Consider the following 23,564-nt stretch of genomic DNA (forward strand, 5'->3'; position numbering starts at 1 on the left):
CCTCCCCTTCACAGGGGAGGATCATGCACAGCTCAAACCGTCACACCGCGTCCGACAGCGAGGTGAAGGTGAAGTCGCGCAGCTTCATCGGCGGCACGACGATGTTCATCGACACTTCGTCCGGCGGCACGCGGACCGGGCGACCCAGCTCTTCGACATTGTTGAGCATGATCACCGGGCTCTCGTTGAACCGGAAATTCTTGATCGGATATTTGATCTGGCCGTTCTCGACATAGAAGGTGCCGTCGCGGGTCAGGCCGGTCAGCAGCACGGTCTGCGGATCGACCATGCGGATATACCAGGTACGGGTGACGAGGACGCCGCGCTCGGTCGAGCGGACCAGATCGGCGGTGGTCTTGGTGCCGCCGGTCATCAGGATATTGCCCATCTGGCCGATCGCAGGCTTGCCCTGCTTGCTCGCCCAGTAGCGGCTGTAATTGAGGTTGGTGACCTTGCCGTCCTTGACCATGTCGACACGCTGGCGGGCGAGGCCATCCTCGTCCCAGGGCAGGCAGGGTGCGACCGGATCCCACGGGTCGGTGTAGAAATTGACCTGCGGCCCGAACACCTGTTCGCCCAGCTTGTTGCCGCCGCCCTTCTTCGACAGGAAGCTGCGGCCCTCGTCCGCCTCGCGCGCGCCGAAGAAGTAGAACATGAAGCCGATCAGGCCCGCGGCCGCCATTGGTTCCAGGATCACGGTATATTTGCCCGGCTCCAGCGCCTTGGCCTCGGACGAGGCCGATGCCTTGCGCATCGCGATCTGGATATCGCTGTCCGCCTTGAAGCGGATGGCGTCCTGCGTGTCGGTGCCGACCCAGCCGGAACCCCGGCCATCCTCGGTGCGGACGGTGCAGGTATAATCCAGCATGGTCGAGCGCTGATAGCCGAAATTGCCCTTGCTGTTGGCGATCGCGACGAAGCTCTGATTATCCTCCAGATAGCCGGCCGCGATCAGCTTCTGCGACTTGCAGGCGGTGATCGAGGTCGACGCCACCTGGGCGCGATATTCGGGCGTAATGTCGGCGGTCGACTGAGCGAAGGTCGGGCTGGCCTTATAGGCCTGGCTGTCCACCGCCGGCATGAATTCCGGATTGTCCGGGGCCAGATTGGCCAGCGTTTCCGCCCGGCGCACCACCCGTTCAAGCGAGGCGTCGTCAAACTGGTTGATGGTGGCGGTGCCGACCTTCTTGCCATAGGCGACCTGGACCGCCAGTTCGATATCGTCGGTCAGGCCCGCGGTCGATACGTCGTTGCGGGCGAAACGGATATTGCCCTGGATCTTGCCGGTCAGCTGCGCGGTGCATTCGTCGGCCTTCGACAGGGCGACGACCTTGGTCAGGATGGCCTTGGCCTGCGCTTCGGTAAGGATGCTCATGTTCTTGTCTCCCCTAAAGCGTCAGCCGAGCGAACGCGCGGTGTTGATGACGTTGATACCGTTGAAGCGCGCGGTCGAAGACCCGTGCGACACGGCGGAGACCTGGGCCGGCTGGCCCTTGCCGTCGAAGAAGGAGCCACCCAGGCGATAATCGCTCTGGTCGCAGACGCCGACGCAGGCATTCCAGAATTCCGGGGTGCGGATCTGGTAGGCAACGTCCTCGATCTGCTGGGTGATCTTGCCGTTCTTGATCTCGTAGAAGAGCTGGCCGCCAAACTGGGCGTTGTAGCGCTGCTGGTCGATCGAGAAGCTGCCGTCGCCAATGATGTAGATGCCGTCCTCGACTTGGCCGATCATGTCCGCGACGCTCTGCTTGGTCTTGCCCGGCTCCAGGCTGACATTGGCCATGCGCTGGAACTGCACATTGGACCAGCTGTCGGCATAGGCGCAGCCGTCCGATTCCTTCTTGCCTTCGATATGGGCCTGGTCACGGATTGCCTGATAGCCGACCAGCTTGCCGTCGCGGATCAGATCCCACTTCTTGGTCTTCACGCCTTCGTCATCATAGGCGACGGCGCCCAGGCTGCCGGGCTGGACCTTGTCGGCGACGATGTTCACCTTGTCGCTGCCATATTGGAAATGGGCCTGCAGCTTGTCCATCGTGGCAAAGCTGGTGCCGGCATAATTGGCCTCATAGCCCAGCACGCGGTCCAGTTCGAGCGGATGGCCGACGGACTCGTGGATGGTCAGCCAGGTGTGCGACGGGTCAAGCACCAGATCATATTTGCCCGGCTTGACCGACGGCGCCTTGAGCTTCGCGCGCGCCTGCTTGGCGGCGGCCACGGCGTCTTCCTTCATGTCATAGCTGTTGCCATAGACGGTGACGCCATTGGGCAGCACGGTCTTGCCGCTGGCCGCGCCGTCGAGATATTCGAAGCCCAGGCCCATCGGCGAGGACAGGCCCTCGCGCGTGCGGAACTTGCCGCTGGTCTTGTCGACCGCGGTGACCGTCATCGGCGCCCAGATGCGGTGGACATCCTGGTCGATATAGCTGCCATCGGTGCTGGCAAAATATTTCTGCTCATTGACCGGGAACAGGATCGAATTGACGAAGTCGGCGCCCGCCTCCATCGCGGCGGCGTTCACGCCCATCAGCAGCTCGACCTTGTCCTTAATCGGCACGGCCATGCTGTTCTTGACGATCGGCGTCTTCCAGCTGACCTCGCCCGCGCCCTTGACCGGGGCGAGCTGGACCGGGGCGCTCTGCTGCGGCGCATTGGCCTTGGCGATGGCGACCGCCTGCTGCGCGGCCTTGGCAACCGCTTCCTTGGAAAGCTCATTGGTGGCGGCAAAGCCCCAGGCGCCATTCGCCAGAACGCGGATGCCGACACCGGTGGATTCGGTGTTGACGATATTCTCGACATTCTTTTCGCGGGTGATGACGAACTGGCGCAGATAGCGGCCGACGCGCACGTCGCAATAGCTGGCGCCGGCGCTCTTGGCCGCGTTCATCGCGGCGTCGGCCAGCCCCTTCTTGAAGCCGACGTCGAGCGCGCTGTTCAGATCCTCTGCTGCAATGACCTTGCCGAAAAAGGACGGCAGGACGAGCCCGCCGACACCCATGGTGCCAAAGGCCAGGAAGTCGCGTCTATGCAAGATAGCCTCCACTGGAATGCCCGCAGATCGCGGGTCTGTCTTGTCGCGAAGGCCACCCCCTTGGCACCCTCCGCGTGGATGGCGCGGATCATTGCGAGCCGGACAGATGAGGTCAAACGGCTTTTCCGAGCGACAAGGCGTGGCATGCAGGCTTTCGACCAAAGGGCAACCAGCGCCGACGAACGACATGTGCGGCGAGCCAGCGTCCGCACACGCTGCACAACAGTTATAGATTCGCTATAATTGCCAGTCAGTTAGCTATAGTCAAAACGGGCAGCAGGCTCAGGCGTCGGCCCAGCGGCGCAGCAGATTATGATAGACGCCGGTCAGGCGGATCACCTGGGCATCGTCATGGCCGCGATCGAGCGCCAGTTGCTGGATCGAACTGTCGAGATCGAACAGCATCTGGCGCGCGGCGTCGTCGCGGATCATCGACTGCATCCAGAAGAAGCTGGCGACGCGCCGGCCCTGCGTCACCGGTTCGACCCGATGCAGCGAGGAGGAGGGATAGAGCACCGCCTGCCCCGCTGGCAGCTTCACCTGCTGCACGCCGAAATTAGTCTCGATCGTCAGCTCGCCGCCCTCATAGCTTTCCGGCTCTTCCAGGAACACGGTGATCGACAGGTCGGACCGGACACGAAAGCCGGTGCCGGCCTGGATGCGCACCGCATTGTCGACATGGGTGCCGAACGCCTGCCCGCCGGCATAGCTGTTGAACAAAGGCGGAAAAATCTTGAGCGGCAGCGCAGCGGCGATGAACAGCGGCGATCGCCCAAGCGCATCGAGGATCATCTGCCCCGCCTGGCGCGCTTCCGGCGCGCTTTCGGGCAGTTGCAGGTTGCGCTTGGCCAGCGCCGACTGATGGCCGGAGGTGACATTGCCATCGACCCATTGCGCAGCATCGATCAGCGCGCGGATATGGGCGACGCCGGCGGCGTCGATCAGGTCGGGAATGACGATCAGCATGAAGGATACTCCGGGGCGGGATGGCCTGGGCTTGCGGTCGCGCAAGGCGCGCCGGTGAAGTCCTGTCTGTCAGGCCCTGTCTGTCAGGCCTTGTCGGTGCGGATGACGAAGGGGATTTCGACCACGCCCTTCACCCGCACGGCCTGACCGTCGCGGAGGATCGGGCGCCAACGCCAATGCTTGACCGCATCGCGCGCGGCATCATCCAGTCGCGCAAAACCACTGCTGCGGGCTATGCCGATGCTCTCGACACCGCCATCGGTGCCGACCACCAGCGCCAGGACGACCGTGCCCTGCTCGCGCTTGCGTCGGCTGTCGATCGGATAGCGGGGCGGCTTGCCCGACACCATCTGCGCGCCGATATCGCCGGCCTGGATGACCGAGGGGGCCGCAGCCGCCATGACCGGCGCGGCAGGGGCCGGCGGCGATGGCGGGGCCGATACCGCGACGGGCGATGGCGCGGGGACCGGATCGGGCGTGGTGGCGATCTGCACCGGCGGCACCGGTGTCTGGACGATCGGCGGCGGCGCCACGACCTGCGGCTGGGATGGCGGCGGCGGGGGCGCTTCGGCGGCGGGCGGCGGCGGGGGTGGCGACAGGTTCACCACCGTCAGCTTCGCCTCTTCGGCCCGGACGACATGATTGCGCACCTGGATCAGCGCGCCGATCAGCAGCGCATGCACGACCAGGATGGCGGCAATGGCGGGCACATTGGGGCCGCGACGCGCGCCATAGCGTTCGGCCGGAACAGCGATGGCATGGCCGCTGGCAACGGGCATCGGACGATCGTCACCGACATCGGCGAAATCGGTCGCATAGACCTCCGCCCTGCCCTGTGCCGCCTGCAGCATTGCCCGTCCTCCGTCCGTCAGCCTAGGTCCGCGATACAGCGGACCATAATGCGAATCAATTTCATTCGCAGCGCCCTAGCCTATTTCGCCCCGGCGCAGAAGTGCGGAAGAAACGCTATAGCAATAAGGGAAAGAGGCGGGAGACGCTCAGCCTTGCGGAAAATCCTGTGTCCGGACGCGGGCAAAGAGCCAGCAGCGGATCGCGCTGGCCAGATTGGGGGGATCGTCGGCCGCCATCCGCGTCACGTCGATCCGGGCGATCAGCGCATTGATCGGCAATTCGGCCTCGGCAGCCGCTTCACGCAGCGCCTGCCAGAAGATCGGCTCCAGACTGATCGCGGTCTGGTGCCCGGCAATGGTCACGCTGCGCTTGACCGGAGGGGCAAAGGGCGACGCCCCGGACACGGCTGCGCCATCGGAAGCGTCGCCCTTGGCCATCAATACATGTGCTGGCCGCCGTTGATCGACAGCGTGCTGCCGGTCACGAAGCCGCCCTCGTCGCTGCAGAAGAAGGCGACGCCACGGGCGATCTCATGCGCCTGCCCCAGACGGCCGACCGGGATCTTGGCGACGATCTTTTCCAGCACCGGTGCCGGCACGGCCGCGACCATGTCGGTGTCGATATAGCCGGGCGCGATCGCATTGACGGTGACGCCATATTTGGCGCCTTCCTGCGCCAGCGCCTTGGTGAAGCCATGGATGCCCGACTTGGCGGCGGCATAATTGACCTGGCCATATTGGCCGGCCTGGCCGTTGATCGAACCGATATTGACGATCCGGCCCCAGCCGCGCTCACGCATGCCGCCAAAGGTCGCCTTGGCCATGTTGAAGCAACCACCAAGGTTGATGCGCATGACTTCGTTCCAGTCGTCGAAGCTCATCTTGGCGAGCACGCCGTCACGGGTGATGCCCGCATTGTTGACGACGATGTCGACCGGGCCGAGCGCTTCCGCCACCGCAGCGCAACCGTCCAGGCAGGCCTGATGATCGCCGACATCCCATTTGAAGCTGGCAATGCCGGTGGCGTCGGTGAAGGCCTTGGCCTTTTCCTCGTTGCCGGCATAGTTGGCGGCAACCGTATATCCCATTTCCTTGAGTGCCAGGCTGATGGCTTCCCCGATACCGCGGGTTCCGCCGGTCACGATCGCTACTCTCGACATGCGCCTGTCCTCTCCTGTGCTAGACCCTCTGGTCCACCCATCCTGAAAGCTCGCGGCCGACCAGCCGCTGGTAGAGGGTGATAGCTTCGGGGGATGCGTTTAGACAGGGCAAAAAGGCAAATTTTTCGCCACCTTCCGCTAAAAAAACTTCTTTCGCGCGAAGCCCGATTTCCTCTAGGGTTTCCAGACAATCTGCCGAAAATCCGGGTGTCACGACAGCAATGTTCCGGACACCTTCCTTTACCAATCTGGTGAGCGTCGCTTCGGTCTCCGGTTCCAGCCATTTGGCCCGGCCGAAACGCGACTGAAAGCTCATATGGACGGGCAGGTCCATCGCCGCGTCGAGCAGCCGGACCGTCTCCACCGACTGGTGATAATAGGGATCGCCCAGTTTCAGCGTCCGTTCCGGCATGCCATGGAAACTGGCGAGCAGCGCATCGGGCCTGAAGTCGAGCTGCGCCAGATGGCCGTCGATCGACGCCTTCAACGCGGCGATATAGTCGGGATCGGCATAATAAGGCGGCAGGGTGCGGATCGCCGGCTGCAACCGCATGTCGGCCAACGCGGCAAAGGCCTTGTCCAGTGCGGTCGCGGTCGTCGCGCCGGAATATTGCGGATAGAGCGGCGCCAGCAGGATGCGCTCGCACCCGTGCGCCATCATCGCCTGGAGCCGGCTGGCGATCGATGGATTGCCATAGCGCATCGCCCAGTCGACGATCAGGTCCGGCCCCATCGCCTGCTGCAACGTCTCCGCCGTCTCGCGGGTATAGACCGCCAGCGGCGATCCGCCGGGCATCCACACCTGCTGATAGGCATGGGCCGACTTTTTCGGCCGCGTCGTCAGCACCGCGCCGCGCAGGATCGGCTGCCAGATGATCTGCGGAATTTCCACCACGCGCGGGTCGGACAGGAATTCCGCCAGATAACGGCGCACCGATTTGGCATCGGGCGCGTCGGGCGTGCCGAGATTGATCAGCAGCACGCCGACGCGCGATGGCGTTCGAGTGTCAACTTCGCTGTCAGGCATCAGCCATTTCCCATGATCGGCAGGCTGCGGAATCGCTGCCCGGTGACGGTGAAGAGCGCATTGGCGATCGCCGGCGCGGCGAGTGGTGCGCCAAGATCGGTGACGCCGGCCGGATCGGCCGTGCTGCGGATCAGTTCCACGCTGATCTCTCCTATGTCGCCCAGCCGCGGCAGGTTCATCCGCCCCAGCATCGCGCGCGTCGGCATGCCACCGGCATAGGGCACCGACGCCCCCATGGCGAGCGCGAGGCCATGGATCAACCCGCTTTCTATCTGCTGCCGCGCGATATCGGGATTGACCTGATCGCCGCAATCCACCGCCGCAACCATCCGCCGGACGCTGAGCTTGCTGCCCTCGATCCCCGCCTCGACCATCACGGCGGCATAGGCGCCGTTCATCATATGCGCGGCGATCCCCTGCCCGCTGCCGGCAATGCCCCCCTGCCAGCCGCCCATGGCCGCTGCCGTGGAGAGGCAATGGGCGAGGCGCGGGTTCCCGCCCAGCATCTGGATGCGGAAGGACATCGCCTCGATCCCCGCCAGATGGGCGAGTTCATCCAGGAAGCATTCGGTGAAGAAGGCGCCATGGAGATGCGCATTGCCGCGCATGAAGCCGAGCGGCAGGCCAACGTCAGCGGGATAATGATCCACCGCCCAGTTCGGAATGGCATAGGGCGGCACCATGCCGGCCACCGCCAGCCGGGTCGCCTTGTCGCCCGCTTCGGCGGCAGCCTCATGCGGCAGCTTGCCATGGGCGATGCGCGACCAGGTCTGGGTCATGGCGCAGGGAGCCGCCACCTTGGCCAGCCAGCCTTCGACCATGCCACCACGACCCAGCTTGGCCGCCATGCGGGCATGGGCCGGCGCGCCGGGCCGATCCTGGATCACATCCTCCAGCCGCGACCAGAGCAGTTGCACCGGACGACCGACATCGCGCGCGATCAGCGCGGCCTGCACGCCCGCCTCCCAATCCATATGCCGTCCGGTCGCGCCGCCGGCATGGAGCGGGTAGAGCGTCACCGCGCTGTCCGACAGGCCCAATGCATCGGCGATCGCGGCGCGGGCCAGCGCGGGCGCCTGCGTCGCCATCCAGACTTCGGTGCCCTCCTCCGTCACCCGTGCCGTCGCGCACATCGGCTCCAGCGCCAGATGCAGGCCGGGATCGACCTGATATTCGCTGGCCAGGATCGTCGCCTTCTCGAACACCGGCAGCAGGTCGCCCTGCACATAGAGACGCCGGCCGGCGTTCCCGGAAAAGGCATCCTCCAGCGCAGCATCGATGCGGCCGCTGTCGACCGGCGTGCCGCGCAGGGTGAAGCTGGGATCGATCAGATCGAGCGCCCGGTTCGCCGCCCACCAGTTTGTGCCGACCGCCGCGATCCAGCGCTCGGTGCGCACCAGCTTCAGGAAGCCGGTGACCTTCTGCGCCTCGGCATCGCGCGCATCCTTCAGCACGGCGTCGCCGATCGGCCCCTGCCGGATCGAGGCGAAGACCATGTCGGGCAAACGGATGTCGGCGGCGAAATTATGGCTGCCGTCGATCTTGGACGGGGTGTCGAGCCGCGGCAGATCCTGCCCGGTCAGCCGACCGTCATTGCCCTGACGATAGGGCAGGATGTCGGGCAGGGTGAAACCGGCCGCATCCTCCACTACATCGCCCAGCCGCAGCTTGCGCTCCGCGCCGTCGGTGATGATGCCATTCTGGATGTCGCAGCTTTCCCAGGGCACGCCCCAGCGCGCCGCCGCCGCCTTGCACAGCAGCACGCGCGCCGCCGCACCGGCCCGGCGATAGGCGTCCTGGAACATCGGCACCGACGTGCCTGCCCCGGTCAGCATCAGCGCACTGCGCGTAGCATATTGGTCGATCGCCCAGGTGCCGGCATCGCCCGCCACGCGGGTCCAGTCGCTCGCCAGCCAGTCACGCGCCAGCAGGCCGTTGGCATAGAGCGGGCTGATCGGCGCGCTCTGCACCGCGACGGTGCGCCAGTCGGCGCCAAGTTCGTCCGCCAAAATCTGCGGCAGGATGGTGGTCACCCCCTGCCCCATTTCGGTCTGCGGCACGATGGCGATCACCTGCCCGGCCCGATCGATCTTGAGGAAGGCGTCGAAAACCTGCTCGCCCGGCCCGACATTGAGATTGGGCCGATAGCTGCGCGGCCAGGCCGCCCAGGCCAGAACCAGTCCCGCTGCCGCGCCACCACCGACCAGCAGCGTGCGACGGCTCACACCTGTGTCGCTCAAACCTCTGTCTTTGCGTCGTTTCAACGGTGCCCGCGCCATGGCCTTGCTGATAGAGGCGCTGGGCCGTGCTGCCTAGGGCTAATCCGCCGCGATCGGCGCAAGGCCAAGCCGCCGGATCTCGATCGCAGGGCAATAGTCCATCACGACCTTGAGCCCCGCCGCTTCGGCCCGCGCCGCGGCATCGGCATCGATCACCCCCAATTGCATCCAGACCGACTTGGCGCCAGCGGCGATCGCCTGGTCCACCACCTCGCCCGCGGCCTCGCTGCGCCGGAAGATGTCGACCATGTCGATCCGCACGCCGATGTCCGACAGCCGATCCCAGACAAATTCGCCATGGACATGCTCACCGGCGATCTGCGGATTGACCGGCAGCACGCGATAGCCATGATCCTGCAGCGTCTTCATCACGCTGTAGCTCGGCCGGTCGGGGCGATCGGAAATGCCGACCAGCGCGATCGTCCGGGTTTCGTTGAGCAGATCGGCAATATCCTGCGCGGCGGTGAGCGGCATGGTGGTCCTCCTGTTCTGGCCCCCGATATGGGCAGGGCGAAGGCGCGAACAAGGGGCCTGGCGCGCGCCGTTCCTAACCAATTCCTAAGCAGCATCCGGCTAGGCCCGGCAATGCGCGATTCGCGCCGGCCGGTGGGGACGGGCCGTATTCAGGGGGTCTGAGATGAAGTCTGTCGTCATTGCCGCGCTTGCCATCATGTCCGCGACTGCCCAGCCGCTGCTGGCACAGGCCGATGCGCCGCTGCCCGTCATGCAGCCGCCCGAGGCCAGTCCGGCCATGGTCCTGCCCGCCAACACCGCCGTCATGCTGCGCATGAACAGCGAATTGTCCAGCAAGACCGCCAAGGAAGGGTCGATGTTCGACCTGTCGGTCGCCGATCCGGTGATGGTCGATGGCTATGTCGTCATCCCGATGAATGCCCGCGCCGTAGGCGAAGTGACCTGGCTGACCGGCAAGGGCGCCTTCGGCAAATCGGGCAAGATGAATATCGAGCTGCGCTATATCGAAGTCGCCGGGCGCCGCATCCCGATCAAGGGCAGCTTCCGCCAGGAGGGCGAAGGCAATACCGCCGCGACCATCGGTGGCGTGATCGCGGCCGGCGTGTTCGCGGGCTTCATCACCGGCAAGACGGCGATCATCCCGGCCGGCCGGGAACTGCAGGCCTTCACCCAGAATGAGATCGCGCTGGCACCGCCACGCCGCCCTGCGCCCATGCTGGGCCAGGCGGCGCCGATCCCCCCCAGCTACACGCCCGCACCCCGCGCCGCGCCGCTGCCGGCCGCCCGGCCAGCACCGCGTCGGTCGATGGTCGACCCGTCGCTGGAGATCAACGTCAAATAAGCCGGACTTGGCCGTGGCGCACCGCACGCGCCACGGCTAGACCCTGCCCATGTTCGATATTCGCGAAGACGATCTGAGCGGCGCGCCGACCCGCGCGCTATTGGCCATCCATCTGGCCGGCATGCAGGCGGAATCGCCGCCCGAAAGCGTCTTCGCGCTCGACCTGTCAGGATTGCAGCAGCCGGACATTTGCGTCTGGACCGCCTGGGATGGCGACGAGATCACCGGCGTCGCCGCGCTGCGCGACCTGGGCGGAGGCCAGGGCGAACTCAAATCGATGCGCACCCATCCCGATCATCTGCGCCGGGGCGTGGCCGCAGCGCTGCTGCGCCATATCATCGGGCAGGCACGGCAGCGCGACATGACCCGGCTCAGCCTGGAAACCGGCAGCGGCCCCGCCTTCGATCCGGCGCTGACGCTGTATCGCCGGCACGGCTTCGGCAATGGCGAGGCGTTCGGCGATTATCGCGCGAGCGCCTTCAACCAGTTCCTGCACCTCGGCCTCTGATCAGGCGGCCTTCGCCAGCCAGGCCGCGACCTTTTCGGCGACGGCGCGGAAGGCATCGGCATGCGGCCCTTCGCCAGCCGCCGGCGGATTACCCGCGTCGGAGCGCTTGCGAATGTCGATCGCCAGCGGAATGCGGCCGATGAAGGACAGGCCAAGCTCGCCCGCCGCGGCTTCCGCGCCACCGCAGCCGAACGGGTCGGACACTTCGCCACAATGCGGGCAGGCATAGCCGGCCATATTCTCGACCAGTCCGATCATCGGCACCTGCGCCTGTTCGAACAGGCTGATCGCGCGGGTCGCATCCATCAACGCCAGATCCTGCGGCGTCGAGACGATCACGGCGCCGGCCGGCTTGTGCTTCTGGAGCATGGTCAGCTGGATGTCGCCAGTGCCCGGCGGCAGATCGATGACCAGCAGGTCGGTGTCGCCCCAGTCGGCATCGATCAACTGCCCCAGCGCATTGCCGACCATCGGCCCGCGCCAGGCCAGCGCCTTGCCCGGATCGACCAGATGCGCCATCGACAGCATCGGAATGCCGAGCGGGCTTTCGACCGGGAAGAGGCGCTTTTCGCGCGCCTGCGGCTTCTGGTCCTCGCTGGCTAGCAGGCGGGCCTGCGACGGGCCATAGATATCGGCATCGACCAGACCGACCTTGTGCCCCAGCCGCGACAAAGCGATGGCGAGATTGGCCGACAGGGTCGACTTGCCCACCCCGCCCTTGCCCGACGCCACGGCGATGATGCGCGGCGCGCGGCGCTCGGCCGTCATGGCGATGCGCACGTCGGTGACACCCGGCAGCATCAGGCCGCCCTCGCGGATGGCGGCGGCCACGGCATCGCGCCGTTCGGGCGCCAGACCGCCCACGTCGAGCGCCAAGGTCATGACGCCATCCTTCACCCGCGGCGCGCTGGCACGGCCATCGGTCAGCGTCTTCAGGCGGGCGGCAAAATCATCGATATCGGTCATGACTGGGCCCTCTAGGCAATAATCGTCGTTAAGGGCACTGTTTTTCGCGTGCAGCCATTCCTATAGAGATGACATGAGAAGATTATTCGGGTGGATGCCCGGCATCGCGAGCGCCATGGCCCAGGGTCCCTGGGGCGGCAAGGGTGACGGGCCTGAGGGCAATGACGGACCGGGCAAGAACGGGTCCGGCGGGGGCAGTGATGGCCCGCGCAATCCCTGGACCCAGCCCGGCAAGCCGGCCGGCGGCAAATCCCCCTCCGCGATCGAGGAATTGCTGCGCAAGAGCCGCGAAAGCTTTGGCCAGGGCGGCGGCTTCGGTGGCCTGCCGCCGCGCGCGAACAGCCGGGCGCTGTGGCCGATCGCCGTCGGCATTGTCGTCGTCCTTTGGCTGGTGCTGACCAGTTTCCACCGGGTCGGCCCGCAGGAACGCGGCGTCGTCACCCTGCTCGGCAAATATAGCCGCACCCTCTCGCCCGGCATCAGCCTGACCCTGCCCGCCCCGTTCGAGGCGGTGCGCACGGTCGATGTCGAGGAAATCCGCACGATCGATATCGGATCGGCCAGCGCGGAGAGCGAAAATCTGGTGCTGACCGGCGACCAGAATATCGTCGACCTGGCCTATTCGGTGCGCTGGAACATCCGCAATCCGGAACTCTATCTGTTCCAGCTGGCCGACCCGGACGCATCGATCCGCGAAGTGGCGGAAAGCGCGATGCGCTCGGTGGTCGCCAGCGTCAGCCTGGACGATGCGCTGGGTGCGGGCCGCACCGAGATCGAGCAGCAGGTCGAACAGCGGATGCAGGAGATTCTCGACGGCTACAAGTCGGGCATCCGCGTCCAGGGCGTGGCGATCAAGCAGGCCGATCCGCCGGCCGCCGTCAACGACGCCTTCAAGGAAGTGTCGGCCGCGCAGCAGACCGCCCAGACCTATCTGAACGAGGCGCGCGCCGCCGCACAGCAGGTCACGGCCAAGGCGCAGGGCGAAGCCGCAGCCTTCGACAAGGTCTATGAACAATATCGGCTGGCACCCGACGTGACCCGCCGGCGCATGTATTACGAAACCATGGAGGGTGTCCTGTCCACCGTCGACAAGACGATCGTCGAAAGCGGCAACGTCACCCCCTTCCTGCCCCTTCCCGAACTCAAGCGGCGCGCCCAGGGCACACCCCAGTCGGCTGCCAATGCGACGGAGGAAGGCCAGTGAGCTTGCGCAATCCCATCGCCCTCGCCATCGGCGCGATCATCCTGCTGATCCTGGTCGGCAGCACCGTCACCATCGTGCCGGAAACCCGGCAGGGCGTGATCGTCCGCTTCGGCGAGCCCAAGCAGATCATCAACCGCTATCGTCCGAACGAGGATTTCGGCAAGACCGGCGCCGGCGTCATCCTGCGCGTGCCCTTCTTCGACCAGATCGTCTGGATCGACAAGCGCGTGCTCTCGGTCGAGATGGAGCGCCAGCAGGTGCTTTCGACCGATCAGCTGCGCCTGCAGGTCGATGCCTTTGCCCGCTACCGCATCGTCGATCCGCTGCGGATGTATATTTCGGCCGGCAGCGAGGAGAAGGTGTCGGACGCGCTGCGCCCGATCCTGGGCTCGGCGCTGCGCAACGAACTGGGCAAGCGGCCCTTCGCCGCGCTGCTCAGCCCCGAACGCGGCCAGGTGATGCAGAATATCGAGGCCGGGCTTGACCGGGTCGCGCGCCAATATGGCGCCGAGATCGTCGACGTGCGGATCAAGCGCGCCGACCTGCCCGATGGCACGCCGCTGGAAAGCGCCTTCACCCGCATGCGCACCGCGCGCCAGCAGGAAGCGCTGACGATCCGCGCCCAGGGCCTGAAGCAGGCACAGATCATTCGCGCCGAGGCCGACGCCAATGCCGCCCGCATCTATGCGGAAAGCTTTGGTAAGGACGCGAATTTCTATGACTTCTATCGCGCCATGCAGGCCTATCGTTATACCTTCGCCCCGGATCGGGCGGGCGGCACGACGATGGTATTGTCGAAGGACAATGAGTTCCTGAAGCAGTTCCAGGGCCGCTAACAGCAGGTTTCAGGATCATTACGGAACCAGTGTCATTCAATATCGGTTAAGGCAGGGCGGCGCATCGATAAGGCTCCCCGAGAGTCCCGCCCTTCCCGCTCCCGAATTTCTGAAGAGGACCGTCACGAGTGCGTTACGCTTATGCCATCACCGGCGCCCTGCTGCTCGGCGGCACCGCCATCGCCGTCACGACCAGCTCCAATGTCGGCGCGCAGACCGCCCAGAATGAAGGCCTGCAGGCCGCTGCACCCGCCGGTGCCCCGGCAAGCCTGGCCGACATGGTCGAAAAGCTGCAGCCGGCCGTGGTCAACATCTCGACCAAGCAGCGCGTCACCGTACAGAATCCCTTCGCCGGCACGCCCTTTGGCGACCTGTTCGGCCAGGGTGGCGGCGGCAAGCCGCAGACCCGCCAGGCCCAGTCGCTGGGCTCGGGCTTCCTGATCTCGGCCGATGGCTATATCGTGACCAATAATCACGTCGTGTCGGCCGGTGCGGAAGGCGCCAGCGTCGACAGCATCACGGTCACCATGACCAACAAGGAAGAATATCCCGCCAAGCTGGTCGGCCGCGATCCCGCAACCGACCTTGCCGTGCTGAAGATCGACGCGAAGAAGCCCCTGCCCTTCGTCAAGTTCGGCGACAGCACCAAGGCGCGCGTGGGTGACTGGGTCGTCGCGATCGGCAACCCGTTCGCCCTGTCGGGCACCGTGACCGCCGGCATCATCTCCGCCGTGCATCGCGGCACCGGCGGCACCTATGACAAGTTCATCCAGACCGACGCATCGATCAACCAGGGCAATAGCGGTGGCCCGATGTTCGACATGCGCGGCAACGTGATCGGCATCAACAGCCAGATCCTGTCGCCTTCGGGCGGCAATGTCGGCATCGGCTTCGCCATCCCCTCGGAACAGGCAGCGCCGATTGTCGACACGCTGCGCCAGGGACAAAGCATCAAGCGCGGCTATCTGGGCGTGCAGATCAGCCCGCTGGGCGAGGACATGGCGGACTCGCTCGGCCTTGCCAAGAATCGCGGCGAGTTCGTGCAGGGCGTCGAGCCTGGCAAGGGCGCCGAAAAGGCCGGCATCAAGGCAGGCGACGTGATCGTCAGCGTCGCCGGTCAGGAAGTGACGCCGGACCAGAATCTGTCGTCGATCGTCGCCAACAGCAAGATCGGGTCGAGCGTGCCGATCGTGCTGCTGCGCAACGGCCAGCGCATGACCCTGAACGCGGTCGTGGGCGAGCGCCCGAGCGAAGACGAACTCAATAACTTCGCCCAGCAGCAGGATGACGATTTCAGCCAGCAGGGCGACCAGGGCAGCGACACCCAGGCGGCCCAGAAGTCGCTGGGCATCTCCGCCATCCCGCTGACCCCCAGCATCACCCGCCAGTTGGGCGTTGCCGGCGACACCCGCGGCATCGTCATCACCGCTGTCGACGGGTCGACCGACGCCGGCGCCAAGGGCCTGCGTCGCGGCGACGTGATCCTGTCGGCCAATAACCGGCCGGTGCTGACCCAGGCGGATCTGGATGCACAGGTGAAGGCGGTGTCGGCCCAGGGTCGCAACGCCATCCTGCTGCAGGTGCTGCGTCGCGGCCAGGCGCCGTTGTTCCTGCCCATCCGCCTGCGCGACAAGTAAGTCAGCGAAAGCGACAATCGTTACGGGCCGCGCTTGCCGGATTGCCTGCCTCCCTTCTAAGAAGGAGCAGACAGTCCGGCGGGCGCGGCCCGACCCGTTTTTGAGGAGCATAGGCCCATGAGCGACGGCATCTTCCTTGGTCTGGGCGCGCCCGAAAAGGACGGCGGCATCCCCCAATATCTGAACCTGCGCCGGGCCAATCGCCACGGCCTGATCGCCGGCGCGACCGGCACCGGCAAGACGGTGACGTTGCAGGGCATCGCCGAAAGCTTCTCCGCGCTCGGTGTCCCGGTGTTCGTGGCCGATGTGAAGGGCGACCTGTCGGGCATTTCGATGGCCGGTTCGCCGACCGCCAAAAATGCCGACAAGCTGGTGTCTCGCGCCAGGGAAATCGGCATCGCCGATTACAGCTATGCCGACAATCCCGCGATCTTCTGGGACCTCTATGGCGAACAGGGCCATGCGATCCGCACCACGGTCAGCGAGATGGGGCCTCTGCTGCTGGCCCGGCTGATGGGCCTTAACGACACGCAGGAAGGCGTGCTCAACATCGCCTTCAAATATGCCGATGAGGAAGGGTTGCTGCTGCTCGACCTGGGCGATCTGCAGGCGATGCTCGCCTATTGCGCGGAGAATGCCGATACGCTCTCGGCCCGCTTCGGCAATGTGACCAAGGCCAGTGTCGGTGCGATCCAGCGCCAGTTGCTCCAGCTCGAAACCCAGGGCGGCGACCATTTCTTCGGCGAGCCCGCGCTCGACATCCACGACTTCCTGAAGGTGGATGACAAGGGGCGCGGTTATGTGAACATCCTCGCCGCCGACAAGCTGATGCAGAGCCCAAAGCTCTACGCCACCTTCCTGCTCTGGCTGCTGAGCGAATTGTTCGAGACGTTGCCCGAAGTGGGCGATCCGGAAAAGCCGGTACTGGTCTTCTTCTTCGACGAGGCCCATCTGCTGTTCGATGACGCCCCGGCGGCATTGCAGGACAAGATCGAGCAGGTCGTTCGCCTGATCCGTTCCAAGGGCGTCGGCGTCTATTTCGTCACCCAGAACCCGATCGACATTCCCGAAGCCATTGCCGGCCAGCTCGGCAACCGGGTGCAGCATGCGCTGCGCGCCTTCACCCCGCGCGACCAGAAGGCGATCAAGGCCGCGGCCGACACCTTCCGCATCAACCCCGATCTCGACATCGAGACGGCGATCACCGAACTCAAGACCGGTGAGGCGCTGGTGTCGCTGTTGCAGGAGGATGGCGCGCCCGGCGTGGTCCAGCGCACACTGATCGCCCCGCCCCGCTCGCGCCTCGGCCCGGTCGACGCCAAGGAGCGGGCGATCATCCAGTCGATCTCGCCCTGCGAGGGCAAATATGACACCGCCGTCGACCGCGAGTCCGCCGAGGAAATCCTGGCCGCGCGCGGCGAGGCCGCCGCTGCCGCCGCGCAGGCAGCCAAGGCCAAGGCCGAAGCCGACAAGGCCGCCGCCGCCCAGGCCAAGATCGAGGCCAAGCAGCGCGAACAGGAGTTGAAGGAGCAGGCCCGTCGTGACGCGGCCGCCGCGCGCGAGGCGGCCAAGCCCAGCAGCCTCGACAAGGCGGTGCAGTCGGCGACCCGCTCCGCCGCCTCCTCGGTCGGCCGCCAGGTCGCCAATGAACTGGGCCGCGCGGTGTTCGGCGGATCGAGCCGCAAATCCTCGGGCGGTGGCATTGCCGGCCAGCTGGTGCGCGGCATATTGGGCAGCCTGTTCAAATAAGGATAGGCCAGTAAGGATGAACAGGGGGCCGGTCGATTATGTCCGGCCCGTTGCTATCCGCCACGGGATAAGGCTAGAGCGCGGGCATGTCTTCCTCTGCAGCCGCGCCCCACCCGCTCCATTTCGGCAATTTCCGCGCCTATCTGGTCGGCCGTTTCTGCGCCACGCTGGCGCAGTACAGCATGATGATCCTGCTCGCCTGGCAGGCCTATAATGTCGCGCGGGAGACGATGAGCACGGGCGAGGCATCGGCGCAGCTTGGCCTCATCGGCCTGGCGCAGTTCCTGCCGCTCTTCTTCCTGACGCCGGTAACCGGCTGGGTGGCCGATCATTTCGACCGGCGGATCATCACCCGGCTGACGCTGGCGCTGTTGATGCTCGCCGCAGCCGTGCTGGCCTTTGCCACCTATGAGGGCTGGGTCAGTCTGCCGCTGATCTTCGGCATCGCGGTCATCGTCGGCATCGCCCGCGCCTTCAACGGCCCGGCCTATGGGGCATTGGCGCCCAATCTGGTGCCGCCCGCCGTGCTGCCGACCGCCATCGCCCTGTCATCGGTCGCCTGGCAGACCGGCGACATCCTCGGCAAGGCGGTGGGCGGCTATGCCTATGCGATCGAGCCCTGGGCCGCCTATGCGCTGTCGGCGGCCTTGTTCGGCGTCGGCCTGATATCGATGATGATGATCGGGCCGGTGCCCCAGCCGCCGCGCCAGCAGGGCCGCCATCCGATCCGCCAGATGATCGACGGCTTCACCTACCTCAAGAGCAACCGGCTGGTGCTGGCGACGATCACGCTGGACCTGTTCGCGGTATTGCTGGCCGGTGCGACCGCGCTGCTGCCCGTCTATGCCCGCGATATCCTGCATGTCGGGTCGACCGGCTATGGTCATCTGGCGATCGCGCCGGGGATCGGCGCGGCGCTGACCGCGCTCTGGTTCTCCTTCCGGCCGATGAAGACGCAGGTCGGCCTCAAGATGCTGGCGGCGGTCATCCTGTTCGGCCTGGCCACGATCGCCTTCGGCTGCACCGCCTTCCTGCCGCGCGACATCGCGGTGGAGGCCGGCATCGCCGCGCTGATCGTGCTGGGCGGCGCCGACATGGTGTCGGTGTTCGTGCGCCAGTCGCTGGTGCAGCTGCACACGCCCGATGCGATGCGCGGCCGCGTTTCCAGCCTGTCGCAACTGACCATATCCGCGTCCAATGAACTGGGCGAAGCGGAATCGGGCTTCCTTGCGGCGCTCGTTGGGCCTATCGCTGCGGTCATCGGGGGTGGCGTCGGCGCCATTCTCGTCACGATATTCTGGGCGCGGCTCTTTCCCGAACTGCGCCTTGCACGCACTTTCGACCCACCCGACTTAAGGGAGGCGGACATCAGCCAGGAGACGGCCCAATGAAAGCTGCCACTATTCTCGATACCATCGGCAATACTCCCCATGTCCGGGTCAACCGGCTGTTCGGGGACGCTGAAGTGTGGATCAAGTCGGAACGGTCGAACCCCGGCGGGTCGATCAAGGACCGCATTGCGCTCGCCATGATCGAGGCGGCCGAGGCATCGGGCGACCTGAAGCCGGGCGGCACGATCATCGAGCCGACGTCGGGAAATACCGGCGTGGGTCTGGCCATGGTCGCTGCGGTCAAGGGCTACAAGCTGATCCTGGTCATGCCCGAAAGCATGTCGATCGAACGCCGCCGGCTGATGCTGGCCTATGGCGCGAGTTTCGACCTGACCCCGCGCGAAAAGGGCATGAAGGGCGCGATCGAACGGGCGCTGGAGCTGGTGTCGCAGACGCCCGATAGCTGGATGCCGCAGCAGTTCGAGAATCCCGCCAATATCGACGTCCATGTCCGTACCACCGCGCAGGAAATCATCGCCGATTTCGCCGATGCGCCGATCGACGTGCTGATCAGCGGCGTGGGCACGGGCGGCCATATCACCGGCACCGCCGAGGTGCTGAAAAAGCAGTGGCCGAACCTGAAGGTCTATGCGGTTGAGCCGACCCTGTCGCCGGTCATCAGCGGCGGCCAGCCCGGCCCGCACCCGATCCAGGGCATCGGCGCGGGCTTCATCCCGGCGAACCTGCACACCCAGATATTGGACGGCGTGATTCAGGTCGATCCGGCCGATGCGAAGGACTATGCCCGTCGCGCCGCCAGCCAGGAAGGCATGCTGGTCGGCATCTCGTCGGGCGCCACGCTCGCCGCGATCGCGCAGAAGCTGAAGGAACTACCCGCTGGCAGCCGCGTTCTGGGCTTCAATTATGACACCGGCGAACGCTATCTCTCGGTGCCCGACTTCCTGCCCGAATAAACGGCACAAAGCCTAGGGCATGACCGGCGGCACTTTCCCTGACCGGCCACATCGCGCGATGTGGCTGATATGGCTGTTGCTGTTCGTCGGTCTGCCCATGGCGGTCGCCGGCTGGGAAAGCCGGCCGCGCGCAGGCGACGAGGCGGCGCAGGGCCGCCGGCTGACGGCTGTTGCAGCCGCCCGCCAGCGCCGGCCCGCAACCCCGCCGCCCGCCGTCGAACCCGTCAAAGTTTTTGCACTCGGCCCCGAGCAGGCCCGCGACCTCAACGCCCAGATCCCCTTTTCGCGCGATCCCAATCCATCGGCCCGACCGTTCCTGTTCCGTGGATCGGAAACCGACCTTGCCCGCGCCACGGACTGCCTGGCGGCCGCCCAGCTTTACGAAGCGGGCGACGATGCCGTCGGCGAGCAGGCGGTGGCACAGGTCGTGCTCAACCGCGTACGCCACCCGGCCTTCCCCAAGACGGTCTGCGGCGTGGTGTTCCAGGGGCAGGAACGGACCACCGGTTGCCAGTTCACCTTCACCTGCGACGGCGCACTGGCCCGCACGCCATCCACCAGCGCCTGGGCACGGGCGCGGGAGATTGCGCGCGGCGCACTGGCCGGCAAGGTGTTCAAGGCGGTCGGCTATGCCACCCATTATCATACCGACTGGGTCGTGCCCTATTGGAGCGGCAGTCTGGACAAGATCACCGCGGTCGGCACGCATCTGTTCTTTCGCTGGCGCGGCTGGTGGGGCACGCCGCCCGCCTTCCGCCTGGGCGAAGCCGGTGGCGAGCCGCTGATCGCCCGCATCGCCCGCCTGTCCGCCGCGCATCAGGGCCTGCCGGGCAGCGGCCTGCCGGGCATGCCGCCGGTGCTGGCGACCGAAGCCGCCGCCGCGCTGGCCGCCAGGCCGGAACGCGCCATCGGATCGGACTCACTGGGCAAGACGATCGGCGGCGTCCGGCTGATCGCGATCGCACCGGGCGGGCGCAGCTTCCTGGTCGAACTCAATCGCAGCAGCCCGCCGGAAAGCTGGCCGGCGCTGGCCGAGACCTTCTGTGCCGGCCGGCCCGAATGCCGGATCATGGGCTGGCGCGGCGGCGCCGTCCCGACCGGCCTGCCGCTCAACGACGCCCAGCTTGAGGCGATGAGCTTCGCCTATATCCATTATGTCGGCAACGGATTGCAGCGCGCACTGTGGAACTGCAGCCAGTTCCCCCGCCCGACCAAGGCCGAATGCATGCGCCAGCGCGTGCCGACCGCGACGCCAGCGCCGCCGCCCGCGGCCGTCATCGTGCCTTCGCTGGATGGCGTGCGGCGCAAAGAGCGGTTCGAGACGGTCAAGATTGCACCGGCCCCACCCGCCACGCCGCCGATCGTGACACCGAAGGTGACACCCGCAGCGCCAGCCGGCTCCTGATGCGGACGGCGCTGGCGGATTTCGTGTGCAATTACGTTATGGTATAAAATCACGACATTTTCCGGGGGCAAGATGGTTACGCGGCGGGGCTTTATCGGACGGGCAGGCGGCGCGCTGGGTGTCACTTTCGGTGTCGGCCTGGCGCTGGACGGCGCGGTTGCGGCCACGACCGGACCGTCGGATGGCTGGCCCGACGAGGCCCCCTTCCGTTTCGCCGGCGACATGACGGATTTCGAGGCGGCACAGCGCGCACTGCTCCCTCTCTATGACGTGGAGCGGGATTTCGCGACCTTCGACGCGGCCTATTATGGGGCGATGACCCGGCCGGTGGCAGCCAGCTATCGCGCCTATTCGCAATGGGTGAACCGCAACAATTCGCTGTTCCTGCGCAATGCCGCGCCTGGCCATCCGCGCGACGCCGAGCTGGACCGGTCGCGCGCGGCTGTGGCAAAGCTGCTCGGCGCGCAGACCGAGGAGATCGCGCTGTCGGGCGGCGGCACCGAAGCGCTCTATGCGCTGATCGCCAATTATGCGCTGCTCAAGGCGGGCGACGCGGTGATCTATGCCGATGTCGACTATGACGAGATGCAATATGCCTGCGACTATCTGGAGCAGAGCCGCGGCGCCCGCATCGTCCGCTTCAGCCTGCCCGAGCCGCATACGGAAGCGAATATCCTGGCCGCCTATGAGAGGATCTTGAAGGAAACGCCGCGCGCGAAGCTGCTGCTGCTCACCCATTTGTCCAATCGCAACGGGCTGGTGCCGCCGGTCAAGGCGATCGTCGCCATGGCCAAGGCACGGGGCATCGATGTGATCCTGGACAGCGCCCAGGCGGTCGGGCACCTGCCCTTCACGGTCGAGGAGACCGGCGCCGACTTCATCGGCTTCTCGCTGCACAAATGGCTGGCCGCGCCGCTCGGCACCGGCGGCATCTATATCCGCAAGGACCGGCTGCAGGACATTTCCCCCTGGCTCGGCAACCGCATCCATGGGCCGGAAGATATCCGCGCGCGCATCCCGACCGGCACGGTCGACTTCGCCGCCCGCCTGACCATCCCGCGCGCCATCGCGGTGCAGGATGCGATCGGACTAGAGGCGAAATATCGCCATCTCGTCCGGCTGCGCGACTATTGGGTCGAACGCGTCCGCGACATCGCCGGGCTGGAGATATTGGTGCCGCAGGAGGCCGGCCGCTTCGGCGCCGTCACCGGTTTCCGCCTGCCCGGCATGAAAGGCCCGGATGGCGCCAAACAGGCGGCCAAGCTGTTCCTCGACAAATATCGCCTGCTGGTGGTGGCCAAGGCCGGGCTTGCATCCGGGCCGGCGCTGCGCGTGACGCCCGCCCTGTTCAACAGCAGCGCCGAGCTGGACCGGCTGGTCGCGGCGATCAGGGCGGAGCGGACACTGTTCAGCTAAGGCGGTCCGCTGCCTGTGCGAGCAGGCGCCGGGCTTCGTCCGTCACCGCGATTGCGGCGGGTGAGAGCGACCGGCCGGCCCGTCGCACCAGCGCGATCTCGCTCTGTATGGGCGGGCGGTCAACCAGATCGAGCATGACCAGCGCACCGGCCGCGATATCGGCCAGCGCCGCCGCCGGCGCCCCAACCCAGACTGCGTCCGAGCGCAGGGTCAGATCCCGCAGGATATGGAAATTGTCGCAGATGAAAGCACCGGTCATGTCCGGCAAGCCGGCCAGAACCAGATCGGACGCGCTGGCAATGGCAAAAGGGCCCAGATCCGCCCGACCAAGCCCGGTCCGCCCGGCCAGCGGGTGCCCGCTGCGCACCAGCAGTCCGACCTCGATCGCCCCGACCGTCTGCACGCTGAGCCCCTGCACATCGGCCAGCGGCCAGCTATTGCCGAAGATCAGTTCGATCTGATCGTCCATCAGCGCCTGGACCAACTGGTCGGGCGTGCGGATCATCGTCCGCAGCAGCAGGCCGGGGCGGGTGCGCTGCACATAGGCGCCAAGATCGGGCAGCAGCAGACTGGCCATCAACGGGCCAAAGCCGATCGCGACCTCTCCCGCCTCACCGCGTGCCAGGAGCCGCAGGTCGCGATCCATCCCTGATGCCAGCCCGACCAGATCGCGCGCCTGATCGATGATCTGGCGGCCGATCGCGGTCGGCATCACCCCGCTGCGGCTGCGATCGAACAGTCGCACGCCATAGCGCACCTCGAACGCGGCGATCGAGCGGCTGAGCGCCGGTTGGGTGATGTTGAGCTGCTCAGCCGCGCGCGAAAAGCTGCGGGTCTGCGCGACGGTCAGTATGTGGCGAAGGCGAAGGATATCCATGCACAGATATTATCTTAATCGCATCCAATATG

The 23,564-nt window shown here is 66.1% G+C and carries 21 protein-coding genes; 10 read left to right on the plus strand and 11 right to left on the minus strand.

The genetic code is table 11. The features are described from left to right. Window positions 1–40: 40 nt before the first annotated feature. The 9 genes from E5554_RS22090 to E5554_RS22130 all read right to left on the minus strand — a co-directional run bounded on the left by E5554_RS22090 (window position 41) and on the right by E5554_RS22130 (window position 9,788). The gene (locus tag E5554_RS22090; protein WP_136188104.1) at window positions 41–1,375 is read right to left on the minus strand and encodes a TldD/PmbA family protein; all 1,335 of its coding nucleotides are present in this window, start codon (window positions 1,373–1,375) and stop codon (window positions 41–43) included. 21 nt (window positions 1,376–1,396) lie between these two features. After that, window positions 1,397–3,031: a TldD/PmbA family protein gene (locus E5554_RS22095; protein ID WP_136188105.1), complete on the minus strand. Its 1,635-nt coding sequence runs from the start codon at window positions 3,029–3,031 to the stop codon at window positions 1,397–1,399. Window positions 3,032–3,313: 282 nt separating this feature from the next. After that, window positions 3,314–3,997 carry a Fe2+-dependent dioxygenase gene (locus E5554_RS22100; protein WP_010335919.1) on the minus strand — a complete coding sequence of 228 codons (684 nt, stop codon included), beginning with the start codon at window positions 3,995–3,997 and terminating at the stop codon, window positions 3,314–3,316. Between the two features lie 83 nt (window positions 3,998–4,080). Beyond that, window positions 4,081–4,848 (minus strand): energy transducer TonB, encoded by a 768-nt coding sequence (locus E5554_RS22105; RefSeq protein ID WP_136188106.1) that lies wholly within the window; start codon window positions 4,846–4,848, stop codon window positions 4,081–4,083. A 147-nt stretch (window positions 4,849–4,995) separates the two neighbouring features. Next, a complete protein-coding gene (locus E5554_RS22110) occupies window positions 4,996–5,286 on the minus strand; it encodes a ribbon-helix-helix domain-containing protein (protein ID WP_136188107.1) in 291 nt (96 codons plus the stop codon). After that, the gene (gene phbB / locus E5554_RS22115) at window positions 5,286–6,008 is read right to left on the minus strand and encodes an acetoacetyl-CoA reductase (RefSeq protein ID WP_004208456.1); all 723 of its coding nucleotides are present in this window, start codon (window positions 6,006–6,008) and stop codon (window positions 5,286–5,288) included. The genes E5554_RS22110 and phbB overlap by 1 nt, the downstream gene beginning before the upstream one ends. Before the next feature lie 19 nt (window positions 6,009–6,027). Beyond that, window positions 6,028–7,035 carry a ferrochelatase gene (gene hemH / locus E5554_RS22120; protein WP_136188108.1) on the minus strand — a complete coding sequence of 336 codons (1,008 nt, stop codon included), beginning with the start codon at window positions 7,033–7,035 and terminating at the stop codon, window positions 6,028–6,030. After that, complete coding sequence (locus E5554_RS22125; protein WP_136188109.1) at window positions 7,035–9,314, minus strand: molybdopterin cofactor-binding domain-containing protein; 2,280 nt, start codon at window positions 9,312–9,314, stop codon at window positions 7,035–7,037. Before E5554_RS22125 ends, hemH begins: the two co-directional genes overlap by 1 nt. A gap of 39 nt (window positions 9,315–9,353) precedes the next feature. Beyond that, the gene (locus tag E5554_RS22130; RefSeq protein ID WP_017500408.1) at window positions 9,354–9,788 is read right to left on the minus strand and encodes a CoA-binding protein; all 435 of its coding nucleotides are present in this window, start codon (window positions 9,786–9,788) and stop codon (window positions 9,354–9,356) included. 163 nt (window positions 9,789–9,951) lie between these two features. Between E5554_RS22130 and E5554_RS22135 the strand changes: the two genes are divergently transcribed. Together E5554_RS22135 and E5554_RS22140 are read left to right on the plus strand one after the other, a co-directional pair. Then, window positions 9,952–10,629, plus strand: a complete 678-nt coding sequence (locus tag E5554_RS22135; protein WP_136188110.1) for a hypothetical protein — start codon at window positions 9,952–9,954, stop codon at window positions 10,627–10,629. A 49-nt stretch (window positions 10,630–10,678) separates the two neighbouring features. Beyond that, window positions 10,679–11,137, plus strand: a complete 459-nt coding sequence (locus E5554_RS22140; RefSeq protein WP_136188111.1) for a GNAT family N-acetyltransferase — start codon at window positions 10,679–10,681, stop codon at window positions 11,135–11,137. Here the strand turns inward: E5554_RS22140 and E5554_RS22145 are convergent, their stop codons facing one another. Then, a complete protein-coding gene (locus E5554_RS22145) occupies window positions 11,138–11,905 on the minus strand; it encodes an Mrp/NBP35 family ATP-binding protein (protein ID WP_247594458.1) in 768 nt (255 codons plus the stop codon). 271 nt (window positions 11,906–12,176) lie between these two features. Between E5554_RS22145 and hflK the strand changes: the two genes are divergently transcribed. The 8 genes from hflK (at window position 12,177) to E5554_RS22185 (ending at window position 22,655) form a co-directional block, all read left to right on the plus strand. Further along, window positions 12,177–13,307: an FtsH protease activity modulator HflK gene (gene hflK / locus E5554_RS22150; RefSeq protein ID WP_202600508.1), complete on the plus strand. Its 1,131-nt coding sequence runs from the start codon at window positions 12,177–12,179 to the stop codon at window positions 13,305–13,307. Beyond that, complete coding sequence (locus tag E5554_RS22155; protein WP_004208464.1) at window positions 13,304–14,143, plus strand: protease modulator HflC; 840 nt, start codon at window positions 13,304–13,306, stop codon at window positions 14,141–14,143. Before hflK ends, E5554_RS22155 begins: the two co-directional genes overlap by 4 nt. A gap of 128 nt (window positions 14,144–14,271) precedes the next feature. After that, window positions 14,272–15,780, plus strand: coding sequence for a Do family serine endopeptidase (locus tag E5554_RS22160; RefSeq protein WP_017500403.1), 1,509 nt, complete (start codon window positions 14,272–14,274; stop codon window positions 15,778–15,780). Between the two features lie 117 nt (window positions 15,781–15,897). Beyond that, window positions 15,898–17,529 (plus strand): helicase HerA-like domain-containing protein, encoded by a 1,632-nt coding sequence (locus E5554_RS22165; RefSeq protein ID WP_125997417.1) that lies wholly within the window; start codon window positions 15,898–15,900, stop codon window positions 17,527–17,529. Window positions 17,530–17,615: 86 nt separating this feature from the next. Next, window positions 17,616–18,920 (plus strand): MFS transporter, encoded by a 1,305-nt coding sequence (locus tag E5554_RS22170; RefSeq protein WP_004208467.1) that lies wholly within the window; start codon window positions 17,616–17,618, stop codon window positions 18,918–18,920. Continuing rightward, window positions 18,917–19,834, plus strand: a complete 918-nt coding sequence (gene cysK, locus E5554_RS22175) for a cysteine synthase A (protein ID WP_010338110.1) — start codon at window positions 18,917–18,919, stop codon at window positions 19,832–19,834. Before E5554_RS22170 ends, cysK begins: the two co-directional genes overlap by 4 nt. 19 nt (window positions 19,835–19,853) lie before the next feature. Further along, window positions 19,854–21,239 carry a cell wall hydrolase gene (locus tag E5554_RS22180; protein ID WP_136188113.1) on the plus strand — a complete coding sequence of 462 codons (1,386 nt, stop codon included), beginning with the start codon at window positions 19,854–19,856 and terminating at the stop codon, window positions 21,237–21,239. Window positions 21,240–21,311: 72 nt separating this feature from the next. Next, window positions 21,312–22,655, plus strand: a complete 1,344-nt coding sequence (locus E5554_RS22185) for an aminotransferase class V-fold PLP-dependent enzyme (RefSeq protein WP_136188114.1) — start codon at window positions 21,312–21,314, stop codon at window positions 22,653–22,655. Here the strand turns inward: E5554_RS22185 and E5554_RS22190 are convergent. Then, window positions 22,648–23,532, minus strand: coding sequence for a LysR family transcriptional regulator (locus E5554_RS22190; protein ID WP_136188115.1), 885 nt, complete (start codon window positions 23,530–23,532; stop codon window positions 22,648–22,650). The two genes, E5554_RS22185 and E5554_RS22190, sit on opposite strands and share 8 nt — an antisense overlap. Window positions 23,533–23,564 lie beyond the last annotated feature (32 nt).

The sequence above is a fragment of the Sphingobium sp. PAMC28499 genome, from assembly GCF_004795815.1.
GTDB lineage: Bacteria > Pseudomonadota > Alphaproteobacteria > Sphingomonadales > Sphingomonadaceae > Sphingobium > Sphingobium yanoikuyae.

Bases quoted from the DNA above. Each gene is read 5' to 3' on its own strand.
- E5554_RS22125 (WP_136188109.1), bottom strand. From the start codon at position 9,314: ATGGCGCGGGCACCGTTGAAACGACGCAAAGACAGAGGTTTGAGCGAC.
- E5554_RS22140 (WP_136188111.1), top strand. From the start codon at position 10,679: ATGTTCGATATTCGCGAAGACGATCTGAGCGGCGCGCCGACCCGCGCG.
- cysK (WP_010338110.1), top strand. From the start codon at position 18,917: ATGAAAGCTGCCACTATTCTCGATACCATCGGCAATACTCCCCATGTC.
- hemH (WP_136188108.1), bottom strand. From the start codon at position 7,035: ATGCCTGACAGCGAAGTTGACACTCGAACGCCATCGCGCGTCGGCGTG.
- E5554_RS22180 (WP_136188113.1), top strand. From the start codon at position 19,854: ATGACCGGCGGCACTTTCCCTGACCGGCCACATCGCGCGATGTGGCTG.
- phbB (WP_004208456.1), bottom strand. From the start codon at position 6,008: ATGTCGAGAGTAGCGATCGTGACCGGCGGAACCCGCGGTATCGGGGAA.
- E5554_RS22090 (WP_136188104.1), bottom strand. From the start codon at position 1,375: ATGAGCATCCTTACCGAAGCGCAGGCCAAGGCCATCCTGACCAAGGTC.
- E5554_RS22190 (WP_136188115.1), bottom strand. From the start codon at position 23,532: ATGGATATCCTTCGCCTTCGCCACATACTGACCGTCGCGCAGACCCGC.
- hflK (WP_202600508.1), top strand. From the start codon at position 12,177: ATGAGAAGATTATTCGGGTGGATGCCCGGCATCGCGAGCGCCATGGCC.
- E5554_RS22110 (WP_136188107.1), bottom strand. From the start codon at position 5,286: ATGGCCAAGGGCGACGCTTCCGATGGCGCAGCCGTGTCCGGGGCGTCG.
- E5554_RS22145 (WP_247594458.1), bottom strand. From the start codon at position 11,905: ATGACGGCCGAGCGCCGCGCGCCGCGCATCATCGCCGTGGCGTCGGGC.
- E5554_RS22100 (WP_010335919.1), bottom strand. From the start codon at position 3,997: ATGCTGATCGTCATTCCCGACCTGATCGACGCCGCCGGCGTCGCCCAT.
- E5554_RS22135 (WP_136188110.1), top strand. From the start codon at position 9,952: ATGAAGTCTGTCGTCATTGCCGCGCTTGCCATCATGTCCGCGACTGCC.
- E5554_RS22170 (WP_004208467.1), top strand. From the start codon at position 17,616: ATGTCTTCCTCTGCAGCCGCGCCCCACCCGCTCCATTTCGGCAATTTC.
- E5554_RS22165 (WP_125997417.1), top strand. From the start codon at position 15,898: ATGAGCGACGGCATCTTCCTTGGTCTGGGCGCGCCCGAAAAGGACGGC.
- E5554_RS22130 (WP_017500408.1), bottom strand. From the start codon at position 9,788: ATGCCGCTCACCGCCGCGCAGGATATTGCCGATCTGCTCAACGAAACC.
- E5554_RS22185 (WP_136188114.1), top strand. From the start codon at position 21,312: ATGGTTACGCGGCGGGGCTTTATCGGACGGGCAGGCGGCGCGCTGGGT.
- E5554_RS22105 (WP_136188106.1), bottom strand. From the start codon at position 4,848: ATGCTGCAGGCGGCACAGGGCAGGGCGGAGGTCTATGCGACCGATTTC.